Source organism: Micromonospora sp. NPDC051300 (genome assembly GCF_044455315.1).
GTDB classification, from domain to species: Bacteria; Actinomycetota; Actinomycetes; order Mycobacteriales; family Micromonosporaceae; genus Micromonospora; species Micromonospora robiginosa.
The window spans coordinates 39,936-55,502 of sequence record NZ_JBITEP010000012.1 but is presented as its reverse complement, the minus strand read 5'-3'; the positions used below and the strand labels follow the sequence as shown (position 1 = coordinate 55,502).

General features: G+C 74.1%; 14 protein-coding genes. 6 read left to right on the top strand and 8 right to left on the bottom strand.

Annotation, left to right across the window (positions count from 1 at the left end):
• Window positions 1–161: 161 nt before the first annotated feature.
• Complete coding sequence (locus tag ACIA5A_RS15705) at window positions 162–731, top strand: sigma-70 family RNA polymerase sigma factor (protein ID WP_358038414.1); 570 nt, start codon at window positions 162–164, stop codon at window positions 729–731.
• Window positions 728–1,417, top strand: coding sequence for an anti-sigma factor family protein (locus tag ACIA5A_RS15700; protein ID WP_396761903.1), 690 nt, complete (start codon window positions 728–730; stop codon window positions 1,415–1,417). The genes ACIA5A_RS15705 and ACIA5A_RS15700 overlap by 4 nt, the downstream gene beginning before the upstream one ends.
• A gap of 42 nt (window positions 1,418–1,459) precedes the next feature.
• On the opposite strand, the gene rarD is transcribed toward ACIA5A_RS15700, so the two are convergent.
• The 4 genes from rarD to eccE form a co-directional block, all read right to left on the bottom strand.
• Complete coding sequence (gene rarD / locus ACIA5A_RS15695; protein WP_396761900.1) at window positions 1,460–2,392, bottom strand: EamA family transporter RarD; 933 nt, start codon at window positions 2,390–2,392, stop codon at window positions 1,460–1,462.
• Complete coding sequence (locus ACIA5A_RS15690) at window positions 2,389–2,877, bottom strand: GNAT family N-acetyltransferase (protein WP_396761897.1); 489 nt, start codon at window positions 2,875–2,877, stop codon at window positions 2,389–2,391. The genes rarD and ACIA5A_RS15690 overlap by 4 nt, the downstream gene beginning before the upstream one ends.
• A 97-nt stretch (window positions 2,878–2,974) precedes the next feature.
• Window positions 2,975–3,361, bottom strand: coding sequence for a phage holin family protein (locus ACIA5A_RS15685; protein ID WP_396761895.1), 387 nt, complete (start codon window positions 3,359–3,361; stop codon window positions 2,975–2,977).
• Between the two features lie 51 nt (window positions 3,362–3,412).
• Window positions 3,413–5,209, bottom strand: a complete 1,797-nt coding sequence (gene eccE / locus ACIA5A_RS15680) for a type VII secretion protein EccE (protein WP_396761893.1) — start codon at window positions 5,207–5,209, stop codon at window positions 3,413–3,415.
• A 242-nt stretch (window positions 5,210–5,451) separates the two neighbouring features.
• On the opposite strand from eccE, the gene ACIA5A_RS15675 reads away from it, so the two are divergent.
• Together ACIA5A_RS15675 and ACIA5A_RS15670 are read left to right on the top strand one after the other, a co-directional pair.
• The gene (locus ACIA5A_RS15675) at window positions 5,452–5,769 is read left to right on the top strand and encodes a WXG100 family type VII secretion target (protein WP_396762235.1); all 318 of its coding nucleotides are present in this window, start codon (window positions 5,452–5,454) and stop codon (window positions 5,767–5,769) included.
• Window positions 5,770–5,791: 22 nt separating this feature from the next.
• Complete coding sequence (locus tag ACIA5A_RS15670) at window positions 5,792–6,085, top strand: WXG100 family type VII secretion target (RefSeq protein ID WP_181571333.1); 294 nt, start codon at window positions 5,792–5,794, stop codon at window positions 6,083–6,085.
• 43 nt (window positions 6,086–6,128) lie between these two features.
• On the opposite strand, the gene mycP is transcribed toward ACIA5A_RS15670, so the two are convergent.
• Window positions 6,129–7,334: a type VII secretion-associated serine protease mycosin gene (gene mycP, locus ACIA5A_RS15665; RefSeq protein WP_396761889.1), complete on the bottom strand. Its 1,206-nt coding sequence runs from the start codon at window positions 7,332–7,334 to the stop codon at window positions 6,129–6,131.
• A 152-nt stretch (window positions 7,335–7,486) separates the two neighbouring features.
• Between mycP and ACIA5A_RS15660 the strand changes: the two genes are divergently transcribed.
• Window positions 7,487–10,885 (top strand): SseB family protein, encoded by a 3,399-nt coding sequence (locus ACIA5A_RS15660; RefSeq protein ID WP_396761886.1) that lies wholly within the window; start codon window positions 7,487–7,489, stop codon window positions 10,883–10,885.
• Entirely contained in the window at window positions 10,882–11,247 is a 366-nt protein-coding gene (locus ACIA5A_RS15655; RefSeq protein WP_396761883.1) for a hypothetical protein, read from the top strand. Before ACIA5A_RS15660 ends, ACIA5A_RS15655 begins: the two co-directional genes overlap by 4 nt.
• Before the next feature lies 1 nt (window position 11,248).
• Here ACIA5A_RS15655 and ACIA5A_RS15650 read toward each other — a convergent pair whose 3' ends face one another.
• The 3 genes from ACIA5A_RS15650 to ACIA5A_RS15640 all read right to left on the bottom strand — a co-directional run bounded on the left by ACIA5A_RS15650 (window position 11,249) and on the right by ACIA5A_RS15640 (window position 15,275).
• The gene (locus ACIA5A_RS15650) at window positions 11,249–12,181 is read right to left on the bottom strand and encodes an alpha/beta fold hydrolase (protein WP_396761880.1); all 933 of its coding nucleotides are present in this window, start codon (window positions 12,179–12,181) and stop codon (window positions 11,249–11,251) included.
• Between the two features lie 84 nt (window positions 12,182–12,265).
• Entirely contained in the window at window positions 12,266–12,655 is a 390-nt protein-coding gene (locus ACIA5A_RS15645) for a hypothetical protein (protein WP_396761879.1), read from the bottom strand.
• A gap of 217 nt (window positions 12,656–12,872) precedes the next feature.
• Window positions 12,873–15,275, bottom strand: coding sequence for an immune inhibitor A domain-containing protein (locus ACIA5A_RS15640; RefSeq protein WP_396762232.1), 2,403 nt, complete (start codon window positions 15,273–15,275; stop codon window positions 12,873–12,875).
• Window positions 15,276–15,567 lie beyond the last annotated feature (292 nt).

Sequence of the window (15,567 nt, the reverse complement as noted above, 5' to 3'; positions counted from 1 at the left end):
GCCTCCTGATCGGACTGGGGAAGGCGCGCCGGGCGGTCGGCCCGGGCGCGTACCCGCCGGACGGTGCCAGGGCGCGGTGAGCGTCGGTCGGCCCGAACGTGAACCGGGCGTGAACAGCTCCGGCCTGACCTGCGGCTGAACCGTTCGGCGTCACGGCACGTATGGAAGGGCGGACGCATCGCCGGTCTCCCCGCCGCCGGAAGCGAGGTACCGCCATCAGTGACCACGACGCCCAACTGCTGCGCGCGCTGCACGACGAGCACGCCGACGCGCTGTTCGCGCACGCGCTGAGGCTTGTCAACGGCGACCGGCCGCGGGCCGAGGACCTGGTCCAGGAGACGCTGCTGCGCGCCTGGCGGCACCCGGAGTCGTTGGACCCGCGTCGCGGTTCGGTCCGCGCCTGGCTCTTCACCACCGCCCGGAACCTGGCCATCGACGCGTGGCGTCGCCGTTCCGCCCGGGTCGGCGAGGTCTACACCGACGAACTGCCGGAAACCGCCGAGACGGTCGACGAGACGGAGCGTGCGGTGGAGGCGTGGACGGTGGCCGAGGCGCTCAACCGGCTGAGCCCGACCCACCGCGAGGTGCTCGTCGAGTGCTTCTACCAGGGGCGGTCGGTGGCGGAGGCGGCCGCCCGGCTGGGCGTGCCGCCGGGCACGGTGAAGTCGCGCACCCACTACGCGCTGCGCTCGCTGCGGTTGGTGCTGGCCGAGATGGGGGTGACCGGATGACCCGCTGCGAGTTCGCGCACGACGACGGGGCCTACGTGCTGGGTGCCCTCGCCCCGGCCGACCGGGCCGCCTACGAGCGGCACCTGGCCGGCTGCGCGCAGTGCCGGGAGGCGGTGGCTGAGATCGCCGTGCTGCCCGGACTGCTGGGCCGGCTCGACCCGGCCGGGCTGGAGCAGTTCCTGGAGGTCGGCCCGGAGGCATCCCGGGTGCCCGGACTGCTCGACGCCGCCCGGGAGCGCCGGCGCCGTGACCGGTCGCGCTCCCGCCGGCGGTACGCGGTGACCGCGCTCGCCGCCGCCGTGCTCGCGGTGCTGGCCGGGGTCGGGGTGGCCGTGGTCCGGCCGCCGGCCGAGCCGGCCACCCGGCCGGTGGCGCTCACCTCGATGCGGCCGGTCGCCGGCACCGCGCCGGTGCACGCCGAGGTGGGGTTGACCGAGACGCCGTGGGGCACCGAGGTCACCATGCACTGCGGCTACGACAGGCGGGCCGGGCACCGCGAGGCGTACACGTTCCGGCTGGTGGCCCACGGCCCGGACGGCGCGACCGAGCAGATCGGCTCCTGGCTGGCCGCTCCCGGCGACGACCTGCGTTTCTCCGGTGTCACCCGGTTCACCAGGGGCGAACTGGTCCGCCTGGAACTCCGCCGCGCCCCCGACACCCCCGTCCTCTCCTACGACCTCCGCTGACCCGCCCTCTCCACTCCCGCGATCTTGCACTTACGGCCCTCGTTACGGGCGGTTCGCCCTTTCTGCCGGGGCGGTAAGTGCAAGATCGGCGGGGCGGGGGCGGCGGCGGGCGTGGTGGAGGGCGTCGGCGGTGAAGACCAGCAGGGCCAGCCAGACCAGCGCGAAACCGGCCAGCCGGGCCGGCGGCATCGGCTCGTGGAACAGCAGCACGCCGCAGCCGAGCTGGAGGATCGGGGCGAGATATTGCAGCATGCCGACGGTGGACAGCGGCAGCCGGTTCGCCGCGCCGGCGAAGAGCAGCAGCGGGATCGCGGTGGCGGCCCCGGCCAGCACCAGCAGCGCGGTGTGTCCGGCCGAGACGTGGCCGAACGTCAGCCCGCCGTCCGCCGACAACCAGGCGAGGTAGGCCAGGGCGGGCAGCGCCAGCACGGCCGACTCGACGAAGAGCCCCTCGACGGCGGGCAGGCCGAGCCGCTTCTTGACCAGGCCGTAGCCGGCGAAGCTGAACGCGAGCGTGAGCGCCAGCCAGGGCAGCCGCCCGTAGTCGACGGTGAGCACCGCCACCGCGAGCGCGCCGACGCCGAGCGCCGCCCACTGCGCCGGACGCAGCCGCTCCCGCAGCGCGACCACGCCGAACAGCACCGAGACGAGCGGGTTGATGAAGTAGCCGAGCGCGGTCTCCACCACCCGGTCGGAGTTCACGCCGTAGATGTAGGTGCCCCAGTTGACCGCGATCAGCGCGGCGGCGAGCGCGATGCCGGCCAGCGCCCGGGGCCGCCGGGCCAGCGTCCGCAGGAAGCCGACGTGGCGCATCGCGGCCAGCAGCAGCGCCACGAACGCCACCGACCAGACGATCCGGTGGGCGAGGATCTCCACCGGCCCGGCCGGCCGGAGCAGCTTCAGGTAGATCGGGAAGAAGCCCCAGAGCAGGTACGCGCCGATGCCGTAGAGGTAACCGAGGCGGAGCTGGTTCACCGCTCCACCGTAAGTGGTGAAGCTGGCTGTTGGTCCTTTCCGGTGATGGGCGTCACGCGTTGGTCCAGCTCCATGTACCGTTCCGCCGCCACCGGCTGGAAGCCGAGCTTCGCGTACACCCCGTGCGCGTCCACGGTGGCCAGCAGGATCCGGCGTACGCCCAGCTCGGCCAGGTGGTCGCGGACGCCGCCGGCCAGCCAGGTGCCCAGCCCGCGACCCCGCTCGGCCCGGTCCACGTAGACGTCGCAGAGCCAGGCGAAGGTGGCCCGGTCGGTCACCACCCGGGCGACCGCCACCTGCCGGCCGTCGCCAGGCCGGTAGACGCCGAAGCCGATCGAGCCGGCGAACGCGCGCCCGACCGTCTCCCGCTCCCGCCCGAGCGCCCAGTAGGCGTCGGTGGCGAGCCAGGTGTGCACCCGGTCCAGGTCGAGCCGGTCCGGGTCGGTGCTGAGCAGGTAGCCGTCGGTGCGGGTCACGGTGAACACCAGGCCGAGGGTAGTGCGGCGCCCAGGTCGTACGCCGGTCGGTTTCCCGCCGGTCGGACGGCCGGTCGCCGGACGGGCGGCGACCGGCCGGGACCGGTCAGTCGCGGTCGAGGACCGCGCCGAGGATCCAGGTGACGATGCCGACGAAGAGCGCGCCCAGCACCGCGGCCGGCCAGAACCCGTCCACGTGGAAGGGCAGGCCGGCCTCCCCGGCGATCCAACTGGTGAGCAGGAAGAGCAAGCCGTTGACCACCAGTGCGATCAGGCCGAGGGTGAGCAGGTAGAAGCCGCAGCCGACGGTCTTGATGATCGGCTGGAGGACCGCGTTCACCACCCCGAAGATCACCGCGACGAGCACCAGCGTGATCACCGTCTCGGTCGCCGACTCGGAGTCCAGCGAGATGCCCGGGATGAGCAGCGTGGCGAGCCAGAAGGCCACCGCCGTCGTGCCCAACCGGATCAGAAGACCCTTCAGAAAATCCATGGCCGGGATCGTGCCACGCCGATTCGGCCGGCGGAACCCGTGGCAGCCGGCTCAGCGCCGGGCCGGGCGACCGACGAGCTGCGACTCGACAGGCGTGGGGGAGAGCAGCGCCCAGCGCAGCGCCCGCCGGTTGACCACCGCCACCATGTCGTCGCGGATCCGGGTGAGCCAGTCGGCGGAGGCGCCGAGGCCGAGCGCCGTGCCGGCCAGCGCGGCCTCGGCCGGGTCGAGCGGTTGCAGGACGGTCAGGTCGGCGCGGGCCAACGCGGGCACGTCCGCCGGGGTCAGCTCGTCGCGCACCACCAGCACGGTCTGCCAGGCCGCCGCCGGGCCGGCCTCCGGCGGCACCGGGCCGGCGTCGACCACCAGCAGCAGTGGCCGCAACGGCGAACCGGGCGGGCCGCCGACCGGCCGTCCGGGCGGGAGCAACGGCACCGCCGCCCCGACCCCCCGGACGTACGCCTCCCAGCCCCGCGGCCGGGCCGTCTGCACCGCCACCCGCGCGCCGAGCGCCAGCGCCCGCAGGACGATCAGTTGCGCGGCCGGCACCCCGCCGACCAGCACCACCCGCGTCGTCGCCGGCCGGAACAGCCGGACGGTGAGCGGACCGCCACGCCGGTTGGCACCCACCATCAGGCCGGAACCGCCGACCGGCAGGTCCGGCGCGGCGGGTGCGGAGCCGGACGGTGGCGCGTCCGCCCCGGTCACCGCCAGCGGCAGGGTGGCGGCCAGCCCGGACAGGTGCTCGCCGTCGAGGCGGCGCAGCTCTCCCCCCGCATCGGTGGCCACCCGGCCCAGCGCCCGCTCGGCCGCCGCCAGCTCCGCCGCGCTCCCGGCGGCCACCCGCACGGTCAGCTCGGCCGGGACCGGCGCGGCGTCGGTGCGGGGGCCGACGCAGAGTGCGACGGTGGTGGCGGTGGCCGGCACCGCCAGCAACCGGGGCACCAGCGAGCGAGCGGCCTCACCCCGGGGGTCCGGCCAGCGGCGCAGCCGCCAGGTGGCCTGCGGCAGCCCACCCACGGTGAGCATCGACCAGGTCTCCCGGGCCGGTGCGCCGGCGTCGTGGTGGGCCAGCTCGGCGATCACCCGCAGCGCCGCCGGTACGCCCAGCGGACGGCCGACGAGCGGCCCGAGCCGGCGGACGATCCGGCGGACCGTGCCGGTGAGCGCGCGCAGCAGCTCGTCGTCCGGCCAACCGTCGGCCCGGACCACCCGGACCGCCAGCACCACCCGGGCGCGCCCGGCCAGCCGGCCGTCGGTGAGCTGGCGGTAGGACGTGCCGGCCGGACCGGCGGCGACGGCCGGCGCGGGCGCGGGGGACGCCGAGAACAGGAGCTGGAGCCGGACCGGGGGGATCTCCGGACCGGCCGGGGGAAGCAGGTCGTGCGGCGCCGGCAGGGCCTGCGGGTGGTCGCCGAGCAGGTCGTCCGGATCGCCGAGCTCCAGCAGCGCGGTAAGCCCGGCCTCGTCGTGCAGCACGGCGGCGGGGCCGCCGGCCAGCTCCGCGGCGTGCACCACCGTGCCCGGACCGACCAGCTCCAGCAGCGCCGCCGGATCGGCCGGCGCGGGAAGGGCGCGACGCCGACCGAGGTACGCCAGGGCGACGGTCGTCCACTCGTGCAACCAGCGGCCCCGGAACCTGACCCATGCGGCGGGCAGCAGCAGTGTCGCGGTCAGCAGCGCGACGGCGGTGGGCACGACCCCGCGCCCCGCGGCGGCGACGAGGACGGCGGCGGCGACCTGCGTGGTCACCACCTGGCCCGCGCGCACTGTCGTGGTCGACCGTCGCCTCCACTGTGGTGTGGCCGCAGTCGGGGAGGTGGGCCGGTCGGTCGCGGTCGCGGTCACCACACCTCCTCGTCCGGCCCGCCGGGTGACGCCGCCGTGGCTCATCGTAGTGGCGTCGTTGTCCACAGGGGAGACCCGGGGGGTAGCAGAACCGGACTGGGACGGCTACCGTCAGCGACGAAAATCGTCACGTGTGCGCCCGCCGTCCCCTCCCCTCCGGCGGCCGCGAGCGCCGCGTCGACGAGTCCACGGTGGTCACCTCGGTGGCCAGCCACGACCGAGGAGACGAGGTGACGTCCGGGATGTCCCAGACCCAGGCAGAAGCCGCGGTGATGCAGCAGACCGCCGCGAAGTTCGAGCAGGTCGACCAGTCGTTGCAGACCATGCTGAGCGGCCTGATGGCCGAGTTGGAGGTGCTGCAGCAGGCCTGGCGGGGCGCCGGTGGGCGCTCGTTCACGCAGGTCAAGCAGCAGTGGGCGCAGGACCAGGCGGCTCTGCAGCGGGCGCTGCGCGAGACCGCCACCGCGATCCGCAGCGCCGGCCGGCACTACGACGTCTCCGACACCGAGGCCGCCGGCCGGGTGTCGGGCACCAACCGCGGCATCCAGCTGCCGCTCTAGAGCATCGGAAGGGACAGGACCCATGGAGCACGGTGTGCTGGTCGTCAACTTCGCCGCCCTGCAACAGGCCGGCGCGGACATCCAACGGGCGCTGACCACCCTCGAGAGCCAGCTCGCGCAGCTCGAACGCGACGCCGCGCCGCTGGTGGCGAGCTGGAACGGCGAGGCGCGTGAGGCCTACGAGCAGCGGCAGTCCCGGTGGCGGGCGGCCTCCCAGGACATGCAGGCGATGCTGCGCGACATCAAGCTCGCCGTGGAGGACTCCGCGGCCGACTACCTCGACACCGAGAAGCGCAACGCCAACCTGTTCCACTGAGTCGGGCGCGGCCCGGGTGCCCCACCCGGGCCGCCTCCGCCGGTCAGGCCGGGCCGGGCGGCTGCCAACGTCGGCGTGCTCCCCGGGGCAGCACCACGGCCAGCACCGCCACCAGCACCGCCACCGCGCCTGTCGCGCCGGCCACCAGCAGCGCCCGGTCCCGGGCGGTCTCGCGGCGGGACCGGCGGGTCAGCGCGGCGGGGTCCGGCCGGTCGGCGGGCAGCACGACCGCACCCCCGGGTCGCGCGTCCACCCCGCCGGGCGACTCGGTCACCGCGCGGTACGGGTTGAGCACCCCCGCGCCGTAGCCCTCGCCCCGCCCCGGCGCCGGGTCGGTCGCGGCCAGGATCCGTGCGGCGACCTCGGCGGCGCTCAGCCCCGGGCGATACTGCCGCAGCAACGCCGCGGTGGCGGCCACGAACGGGGTGGCATAGCTGGTCCCCTCCGCCCGACGGTGGCCCTGCCGGGGCGCGGCCATCAGCACCTCACCGCCGGGAGCGACCAGGTCGACGTACGCGCCGGTCTGGGAGAAGGCGGCGCGTACCCCGTCCCGCCCGATCGCGCCCACGCCGAGCACCCCGTCGTAGGCCGCCGGATAGGGCCGGGGGTCACCGTTGTCGTGCAGGTTGCCGGCGGCGGCCACCACCACCACGTCCCGCCGCACCGCGTAGGCCACCGCGGCGCGTACGGCCGGGTCGTCCGCGTAGAGCACGACCGACAGGTTGAGCACGTCCGCGTGGTGGTCGACCGCCCAGCGGACGGCCTGGGCGAAGCCGGCCGCGTCGACCGTGCGCCCCGACTCCCGACCCTCGACGACCTGCTGCTCGCTCACCCGTACCGGCAGGATGCGCGCGCCCGGCGCGAGCCCGCGGAACGCGACGCCCGGCCGCGCCGTCGCGGCGATGATGCTCGCCACCCCGGTGCCGTGTCCGGCGCAGTCGCGGGTGCCGTCGCCGCCCGGGTCGAGGAAGTCCGCGCCCGCCAGCACCCGGCCGGCGAGCTGCGGGTGGGACCGGTCCACCCCCGAGTCGACCACCGCCACCACGACGTCGGCGCCGGTCGCGAGCGGGGCGAGCCGCTCCGGCGCGTACCGTTGCTGGGGCCACGGCTGCTCGGCCACCGGACGGGCCGGCGCGGGCGGCGTGGCGCAGCCGGACGGCGCCCGGGCCGCCGCTGGAGCGGCGGGCAGGCCGGTGACGAGGAGGGTCGCCAGGGCGGCCAGGGCCGGGCGCGCGAAGGGCCGAGCCATCGACGACCTCCGTAATGTGTCGACTCCGGAACGGGATGTTAGCGCCTCGCCGACGCCGCGGTCGTCCGTCGATGGCCAAGCATTGTGATCTTGATACCACCTTGTAGGTTGTAGGCGATGCCTGTGGCCTGTTCACGGAAGGAGAGGTGGCCGTGACCGGATGGGAACCGGCCACCGAGGCCGAGGTGGCGATGCGGGACGCGCTGCACGCGCAGGACCAGCAACAATACTTCCGCGTGCTGACCCGCGTCGATCTGGTGCTGCCGGTCGCCAACGGGTCGGCCGCGGGCTGGGGCACCTGGACCTCCGGGGGCCGGACGCACGTGCTGGCGTTCACCTCCGTCGCCGCGCTGCGGGCGAGCCTGGGCGAGAACGCCGGCGCCACCCGCCGCCTCCCGTACGCGGACCTGGCCGCCGCCTGGCCCAACCAGGAGTGGTGGTTGGCGGTCAACCCGGGCCTGCCGGTCGAGGGCTACCTACCCGCCTGGTACGTCGCCCAGCTCGCCCGGGGTGACGTCCGGCTGCCCGGCCGGACCATGGGCGCCCGGGCCCGCCTGGAGCGGGTGGAGAGCGCCACCCGGGCCGCCCGCAACGGCGCCACCGCCCGCGAGGACCCGTCCGTTCCGGCTCCCGCCACCACCGCGCCGCCCGTCCCGCCCGACCGGGCCGCCCGGGTGGCGGAGCCCGAGGAGCCGGCGACCGTACCGATGCGGACCGTTCCGGTCCTGGGTCGCCGTGTCCCGGCCGCCTCGCCCCGCCGCCGCGAGCCGGCCGTCGGCGACCGGGGCCGGGCCGCGCCCGGCGACGGAGCCGCACCGGACGCGCTCGACGGCTGGCTCACCGACCTGCGTCGCCGACCGGACGAGCCGGACCCGTTCGCGGCCGGCCGCACCGCGCCGGCCGAGGACGCGCCGGTGGCCCCGCCACCACCGCCGGCCCGATCCTTCTTCGAGCCCACCTCCGGGCGTTCGACCCGACGGTCCTCGCCTCTGGACGCGCCCCGACGGTCCGGGGAACGGGCGACCCCGCCGTCCCGGTTCGCCGGCGGCCAGCCGTTCCCACGACGCCGGCCGCTCAACGAGCCGGTACGCGAGGACCCGACCCGGGCGTTCCCGGTGGGGGCGGACGAGCCGGCACCGTCCCGTCCGGCCGAGGCGGCCGCGCCGTTCCAGCCCGCCCGCCCGCCCGAGGACGCCACCCGCACGCTGCCCCGCCGGCATCCCGTCCCGGCCGCGCCCGCTCCCGACGAGCGGGCGCCGGCCGACCCGGATCGGGACGCCCCCGGCTGGCATGCCCTCGACGGGCCGGTGAAGGCGGAGGAACTGCCGCCGTCGCTGGCCGAACCGGTGTCCGCGCCGCCCGCGCCGCGCCGCGACTTCGCGCCGATCGTCATCGAGGGCATCGTCATCGAGGCCCGCGACCTGATCGAGCCGGCGCCGGCCTGGTCGCCGCCGCCGGCCGACGACGGCTACGCCGCGGAGGCGCCGGCACGGGTACGGCCCGCCGCGCCGTCGGCCGACGTGCCAGCGCCGGCCGAAGCGGCCACGGTGCCGCTCTCACCGGTGGCCGGACCGGACGACCTGACCGTGCCGCTCACCCGGCCGACCGCGTCCTTCGGTGAGCCGACGAGCCCGTTGTTCGCGTCGTCGCCGGACGAGCCCTCCCCGTCGACACCCGTCGCCGACGAGCCGACGACGACGCGATACCCGCCGCGTTCGCCGGAGGAGCCGGTATCCCCGGCCGAGCTGCCGACCTCGTTGTTCGCCACGGTCTCGCCGGAGGAGGCGACCTCGTCGTCGTTCCCGCCGGTCTCGTCGTCGTTCCCGCCGGTCTCGTCGGAGGAGTCGTCGTTCGCGTCGTCGTCTGAGGCGGAGCGGACCGCGTCGCTGTTCGATCCGGCCGGGCCGGCGGAGGCGACGACGGCGTTCGTGCCGGCGCCCCCGGCGGAGCCGACCACGTCACTGTTCGCGCCGGTGCGGTCGGAGGACTCGACCGCGTCGTCGTTCGCGTCGGCGGAGTCGACCGAAGCGCTGTTCGCGCCGACGGTGCCGGTGGAACGGACCACGTCGCTGTTCGACCCGGTCGCACCGGCGGAGGCGACGACGGCGTTCGTGCCGGCGGCTCCCGCCGAGCCGACCACGTCGCTGTTCGCGCCGGTGCCGTCGGAGGAGTCGACCGCGTCGTCGTTCGCGTCGGCGGAGTCGACCGAAGCGCTGTTCGCGCCGACGGTGCCGGTGGAACGGACCACGTCGCTGTTCGACCCGGCCGGGCCGGCGGAGGCGACGACGGCGTTCGTGCCGGCGGCTCCCGCCGAGCCGACCACGTCCCTGTTCGCGCCGACGACGGCGCCGAAGGAACCCACCACCGCGCTGTTCGCCCCGGGCGCGTCGGAGGAGTCCACCACCGCGCTGTTCGCGTCGGCGCCGGAGGAGTCGACCACCGCGCTGTTCGCGCCGGTGCCGTCGGGGGAGCCGGCGAGGCCGGACCGGGACGGGGAGGCGGCGTACCGGCCCGGTGACGTCGAGCGGACCGCTGTCGCGCCGGCGACCACTGACACCTCCGCCCCGGGGGACGATCCGGACTTCGAGCCGGCGAACGAGGTGGAGGAGGAACTGCTGGCCGCGGCCGGCAGCGGGAACGGGGACGGCTTTCTCACCACGTTGCTGCTGGCCCGGGTGCTGCTGCCTGTCGCGTTCGACTCGGCGCCGGGCAGTCGTCCCGGTGACAAGGGTTTCTCCTGGCGCACCGAGACGGTCGACGGGGTGCGGTACGTGGTGGCCTACACGTCGCCGGAGCGGCTCGCCGAGCACGCGGCCGGCCCGGTCGACACGATGCGGGTCAAGTTCGTGCAGCTCATCCGGCGGTGGCCGGACGAGAACTGGTCGTTCCTGGTGAACCCGGGGAGCCCGGTCGGCGCGGCGTACCCGGGGGAGCAGGTCCTGGCGCTGGCCAACTGGGCCGCCGAGGTGGGGCTCGGCGACGACCCGGAGACCGAGCCGGAGCCGGCCGCCGCCGCGCCGGCCCCGAAGGCCCAGCCCCGGACGGACGCCCCGGTCACTCCGCCGAGCCGGCCGGTGACGATGCAGAAGGCGATCGCGGCCAGTCAGCTCGCCTACTACCTGGAGCGTGGCTACGACCGGGTCTCCGGTTTCGTGCACCGGGCCGGCGAGCTGGCCCACCTGCGTACCCCGGCGGAGTTGTACGACGCTCTCGGCCTCGGCCACCCCGGTTCCCCGTTCTCCCGCGACGACGACGAGCTCTATCTGCTGCGCTGGCCGGCCTACCGGCCGAGCCTCTACCGGATCCCGTACGGCGGGCAGAACGAGGCCGCGATGCGCGCGATGGAGGGCTGGGTGATCGAACGTTCCCCGTTCCGCGGCAACGGCTTCGCACCTGGCGAGAGCAGTGACGTGGTCGCCGAGTTCAAGGTGGACAGTGCCCGCCTGCCGCACGGCGCGGAGCTGTGGCGGGTGGGCGCGGACGGCGACGCCCGGCTGGTCGCGGTCCTGGACACCGACGCGCTGCTCTGGCGGAAGGCGGACGAGGCGTGACCCGCGACGGCTACGTGGCCCGCTGGCACGGCCGGGAGTACCAGGCCAGCCCGGACGGCGACGACGTCCGCCTCTACCAGCCGGAACCCGGCGAGGGCTTCACCGAGGTACGCCCCGGCCGGTACGTCCGGGTGGTGCCGGCGGTCGAGGTCGACGACCTGGCGTACGTGCGTACCACCTGCACCTGGCAGGGGCAGCCGTTCATCGTGCTGGCCGAGCACGAGGGCTGGTTGCGGGTGGAGTACACCGGCGGACGCTGGCCGGTGGCGGAGGCGATGGGGCTGGAGGCGTTCGACTTCGGCGTCTACCAGGGTTGGGCGCCCGCCACCGAGGTGGCCGGGCTGGGCGAGCAACGGGTCTGAGTCAGGACTTCGCCCACCGCAGGATCTCGCCGAGCACCAGGTCCCGCGCCTCCACGTGCGGGAAGTGGCCCACCCCGTCGAGCAGCCGCCACTCGTAGGGGGCGCTGACGTAGCGGCCGGAACCCTGGGCGGTGCGGGGCAGCGACGCCTCGTCCAGCGCGCCGTGCAGTTGCAGGGTCGGGGTGACCAGCGGCTTCTGCATCAGCTTCACGAACCGGTAGCCGTGCAGCCGCAGCACCGACCGGAACGCCCAGCGGTAGCCCTCCAGCGCGCAGAACGCGGCCTGCGGGATCTGCATCGCCACCCGGCAGCACCTGGCGTAGTCGGCGAAGTCCGGCCCGTCCACCCAGCGCGGCCCGCCCCAGCGGCGCAGCATCCCCTCCACCTCGGCGGCGTCGTCCCGGGTCAGCACGTGCTCGTAGCGGGGAAGTTGGAACTTCAACGTCGCGGTGGCGGAGGCGAACTGGCCGCGCGGGTCGGCGACGATCGCGGTACGCAACCGGAGCGGGTGCGGCGCGCCGAGCACCACGAGCCGGCGGACCAGGGTGGGGTGGAACGAGGCGGCGGTCCAGCCGATGAGGCCGCCGGCGCCGGTGCCGACCACGGTGGCCGAGCGCTCCCCGAGCGCCCGGATCAGGCCGGCCACGTCGGCGGCGAGGGTGTAGCCGTCGTACCCCCGGGGTGGCTTGTCGCTCGCACCGTATCCGCGCAGGTCGACGGCGACCGCGCGGAAGCCGGCGTCGGCGAGCGCGGGGAGCATCTCGTGCCAGGCGTACCAGTATTCCGGGAAGCCGTGCAGGAGGAGCACCATCGGGCCGGTGCCCGCCTCGACGACGTGGAACCGGCTGCCGTTGGCGCCGACGAACCGGTGCGTCCACGGCCCTTCGGGCATCACGCAGGACTCGTCGGCGGCCCCGCCGCGCTGGTCGGTCATGGGCTCAGCCTAGGGCCGGGGGTGGTGCATCGGCCCCGCAGGTGCGCAGGATCAGGGGTTTCTCCGGGATGGCGGCATGGCCGGTCAGGCCACGCGTTCGATGCGCAGCAGGCCGAGCGGCCGGCCCGGTCCGCATTCGACGCCCTCCGGTGCCGGGCCCACGGTGACCCGGACCCAGGTGCCGGCGGGCCAGGTGCCCTTGTCCCGGCCGTAGAGCCCGTGCTCCTGACCGTCGTCGGTGACCAGGGTGTAGCAGGGGCCACCGCCGCCGTGGCTGATCCGGCCGGCGAGGACGTTCGGCTTCAGCTGGTCGGTCGGGTGCCGTGGGGGTCCGGTCGGCGGCCGGAGCGTCGGCAGGTCGGTCGCGGAGAGCGGGGGCCGGCCGGAGGAGGCGGCCGGGGTGGGCGCCGCCGGGGTGGGTGGCGTCGTCGCGGGTTCGGGTGTGGGTTTGGCGGGACGCTCGGACGCGGGCACGTCGGTTCCTTCCTGGGGGCGGGCTTCCCGGTCGGCGCAGCCGGCCAGGGTCAGGGCCAGAGGCAGTGCGAGGACCGCGGCCAGGCGGCGGTCGAGGCTCGTGGTCACCTGCCTGGGACGCGCGGTGGTCCGCCGCGGTCCCCGTCGGCGGACAACGGGCGAGGCCCGGGCAGGTGACCTGCCCGGGCCTCGCCGTGGTGTTGCGTGGATCAGCGGTTCAGGAGAAACGGACCTTCAGCGAGGTGCCGTCCTGCTCCAGGACCTTGATCTTGGTGCCGGTGGCGGGGAGCTTGACGCCGTGGTTCGGCAGCTCCGGGTACCAGTACTGCTTGGTGTCGTCGAACAGCGGCTGCGCGGCCTGGCCACGGATGTACTGCGGCTGGCTGTTGATGTGCAGCGTGAACGAGTCCGCCTTCTTCAGGCCGAACGGCGCGTCGTAGACCTGGACGCGGGCCCGCCAGGGCGCCCCGGTCAGGTTGTAGATCGGCCGCGGGTGAGCGTCGATGATCATGTTGCGACCCTCGCCCGGGTGCACGAACGTGTCGTTGTCCGCCCACCGGAGGTTCCAGTAGGAGATCAGCAGACCCTCCTGGTACGCGTAGTGGTCCACGTAGTCCGGGCGGGTGTTCGCGTAGCCGAAGTAGTACGGGCCGGTCTTGAGGTACTTGTCGTACGAGGTGTACGACCGGTTGCCGGCGATGTAGTAGTTGTCGAACTTCCGGATGTAGGTTTCCTCGACGATGCTCCAGCCGGCCAGCGTCCAGCCGGCGGCACCGGTCTCGGCGCCGTCGCTGAGCAGCGTCTGCCCGTCGGCGGTCACGGTGAGCGCGTCACCGTAGAAGCCACCGGCGGAGACGCCGCCGTCCGTCTGGTAGCGCAGGCGGAACTGCACGGACTTGCCCGCGACCGCGTCCATCGGGATGTTGACGTCGACCCACTTGTCGTCGCTGGAGCCGTCCAGGGCGTAGCGCCCGGGCGAGATCTCCTTGAGCGGCTTGCCGTCGACCGTGCCCGGGAGCGAGACCCAGGTCTGGCCACCGTCGGTGGAGGCCTCGAAGAAGAGGTAGTCGTAGTCCTCTTCGATGTTGTAACGACCCTTCATCGACAGCGCGGCGCTGGTCTTCCCGGTGAGGTCGATCGTCCGCGTCATCGTGGTGTTCAGGTCGTCCTCGTTGCCCGAGAAGAACTGCTTCGTCCCCTCGAACGGCGCGCCGTTCTGGAAGGTGTACTCCCGCTGCGGCAGCACCACCACGGCGGCCTGCGCCTTGGCGGAGTTGTACTCCTGCGGGCCCAGCTCCAGCGTGCGCTTCTGACCGGCGACGACCACCTCGTAGTCGAGCCAGCCGAGCTGGAGCTTGTTCCAGGCACCCAGGTCGCCACCGCGCTCGCCGATGCCACCGTCGTTCTTGGCGCCGAGCCGGCTCTGGGCCATCAGGGTCCAGTGCTCGTTGTTGTTGTCCCCACCACTGGTGACGTTGTAGTCGTCCGGCAGACCGAGGTCGTGGCCGTACTCGTGGTAGAAGACGCTCCGGCCACCGTTCTCCGGCTGGATCGTGTAGTCACCGATCCAGACGCCGGTGTTGCCGATCTGGGTGCCGCCGGCCGGGAAGTTCTCCGGGCCGGTGTTGCCCTGGTCGCTGGCGAACGCGTACCAGCGGTGGCTCCAGATGGCGTCCTCACCCTGGATCGGGTCACCGTCGGCCTGGTCGCCGCCGGCGTGGACGATCTGGAAGTGGTCGATGTAACCGTCCGGCTCGTTGAAGTTGCCGTCGCCGTCGAAGTCGTAACGGTCCCACTCGTCCATCGACTTGACGTCGGCAGCGATCTCCGCGTCCGAGCGGCCCTGCGCCTTCTGGTCGGCGACCCACTGGTTCGCGGCGTCGCGGACCAGGGCCCAGGTGTTGTTGCAGACGTTCGAGGCGCACGGGTAGCCGTTGGACCGGCCGTAGCGAGCCTCGTTGTACTTCACCTTCACCCAGTTGGTGACCTCGCCGTCGACGCTGTACCGACCCGAGGACTGGGCCTCGTAGTACTGCTTCAGCGACTCGTCACCGGGGTTGGTGCCGAAGTACAGCTGCCGGAAATGATCGGCGCTGTAGTCCGACTGCCAGACGGTGGAGTTGTCCACCGCGCGGTTGGGCTGCGGAATCTGGTTGACGCGCGGCCCGTCGAACCGGGTCGGACCCGCGACAGCCGGGTCGGTGTCCTGGTCCGGGTAGTTCGGGTGCCGCTCGTCGCCGAACTCGGCGAGGATGACGAAGATCTTGTCGGTCTTCTCGCGGGAGAGCTCGACGTACTGGTCCTCGGTGGGACCCTTGCCGGCCTTGGTGCTCCGGGCGGCCTTGCCCGCCGAGGCACCTTCGGCAGCCTTCTCGCCAACCTTGACGACCGTGCTGCCGTTGATCTTCTGGGCCTTCGCCCTGCCGGACAGAACCTCGCTGAGGCCCTCCTGGCGCAGCGCGCGCCGCTTGTCCTCGAGCGGGTTGGGCAGGTCGTGTTCAGCCTGCGCAGGCTCGGCCACCGACGGGGCGGTGGTCGGCAGCTTCGGCGTCGGCGCGGCACTGGCGGACGTACCTGCCATCAGCCCCGTCGCGGTCAGCGAAAGCCCGAGCAGACCCACTGCGACTTTGCGCACGTGGTACCTCCGGTGTGAGGGAACCGGCCCCTTGGGGGTACGGGCCGGTGGAACGTCCCACAAGTGGGACCCCTGGTGAACATAGACACTGCTGGGACCGGTGGGAAGATGTGCGCGTCGATTTGTAGCAACTTTTTGTTGGGGGCGTCTTTCCCCGTCACACCCCGGCTCGTCGTCACGGCGCTGACCAGGGCCGATGTCCGACCACTCGAACGCAACGACACCGATGGATGTGCAGTAAGGGTCGGGAGCGCTGCGGCTCCCGACCCTTACCTCA

What these genes read in the sequence shown, in the direction of transcription:
- ACIA5A_RS15685 (WP_396761895.1), bottom strand. Translation starts at nt 3,361, where the DNA reads ATGGATTTTCTGAAGGGTCTTCTGATCCGGTTGGGCACGACGGCGGTG.
- ACIA5A_RS15700 (WP_396761903.1), top strand. Translation starts at nt 728, where the DNA reads ATGACCCGCTGCGAGTTCGCGCACGACGACGGGGCCTACGTGCTGGGT.
- ACIA5A_RS15650 (WP_396761880.1), bottom strand. Translation starts at nt 12,181, where the DNA reads ATGACCGACCAGCGCGGCGGGGCCGCCGACGAGTCCTGCGTGATGCCC.
- ACIA5A_RS15670 (WP_181571333.1), top strand. Translation starts at nt 5,792, where the DNA reads ATGGAGCACGGTGTGCTGGTCGTCAACTTCGCCGCCCTGCAACAGGCC.
- mycP (WP_396761889.1), bottom strand. Translation starts at nt 7,334, where the DNA reads ATGGCTCGGCCCTTCGCGCGCCCGGCCCTGGCCGCCCTGGCGACCCTC.
- ACIA5A_RS15705 (WP_358038414.1), top strand. Translation starts at nt 162, where the DNA reads ATGGAAGGGCGGACGCATCGCCGGTCTCCCCGCCGCCGGAAGCGAGGT.
- ACIA5A_RS15675 (WP_396762235.1), top strand. Translation starts at nt 5,452, where the DNA reads ATGTCCCAGACCCAGGCAGAAGCCGCGGTGATGCAGCAGACCGCCGCG.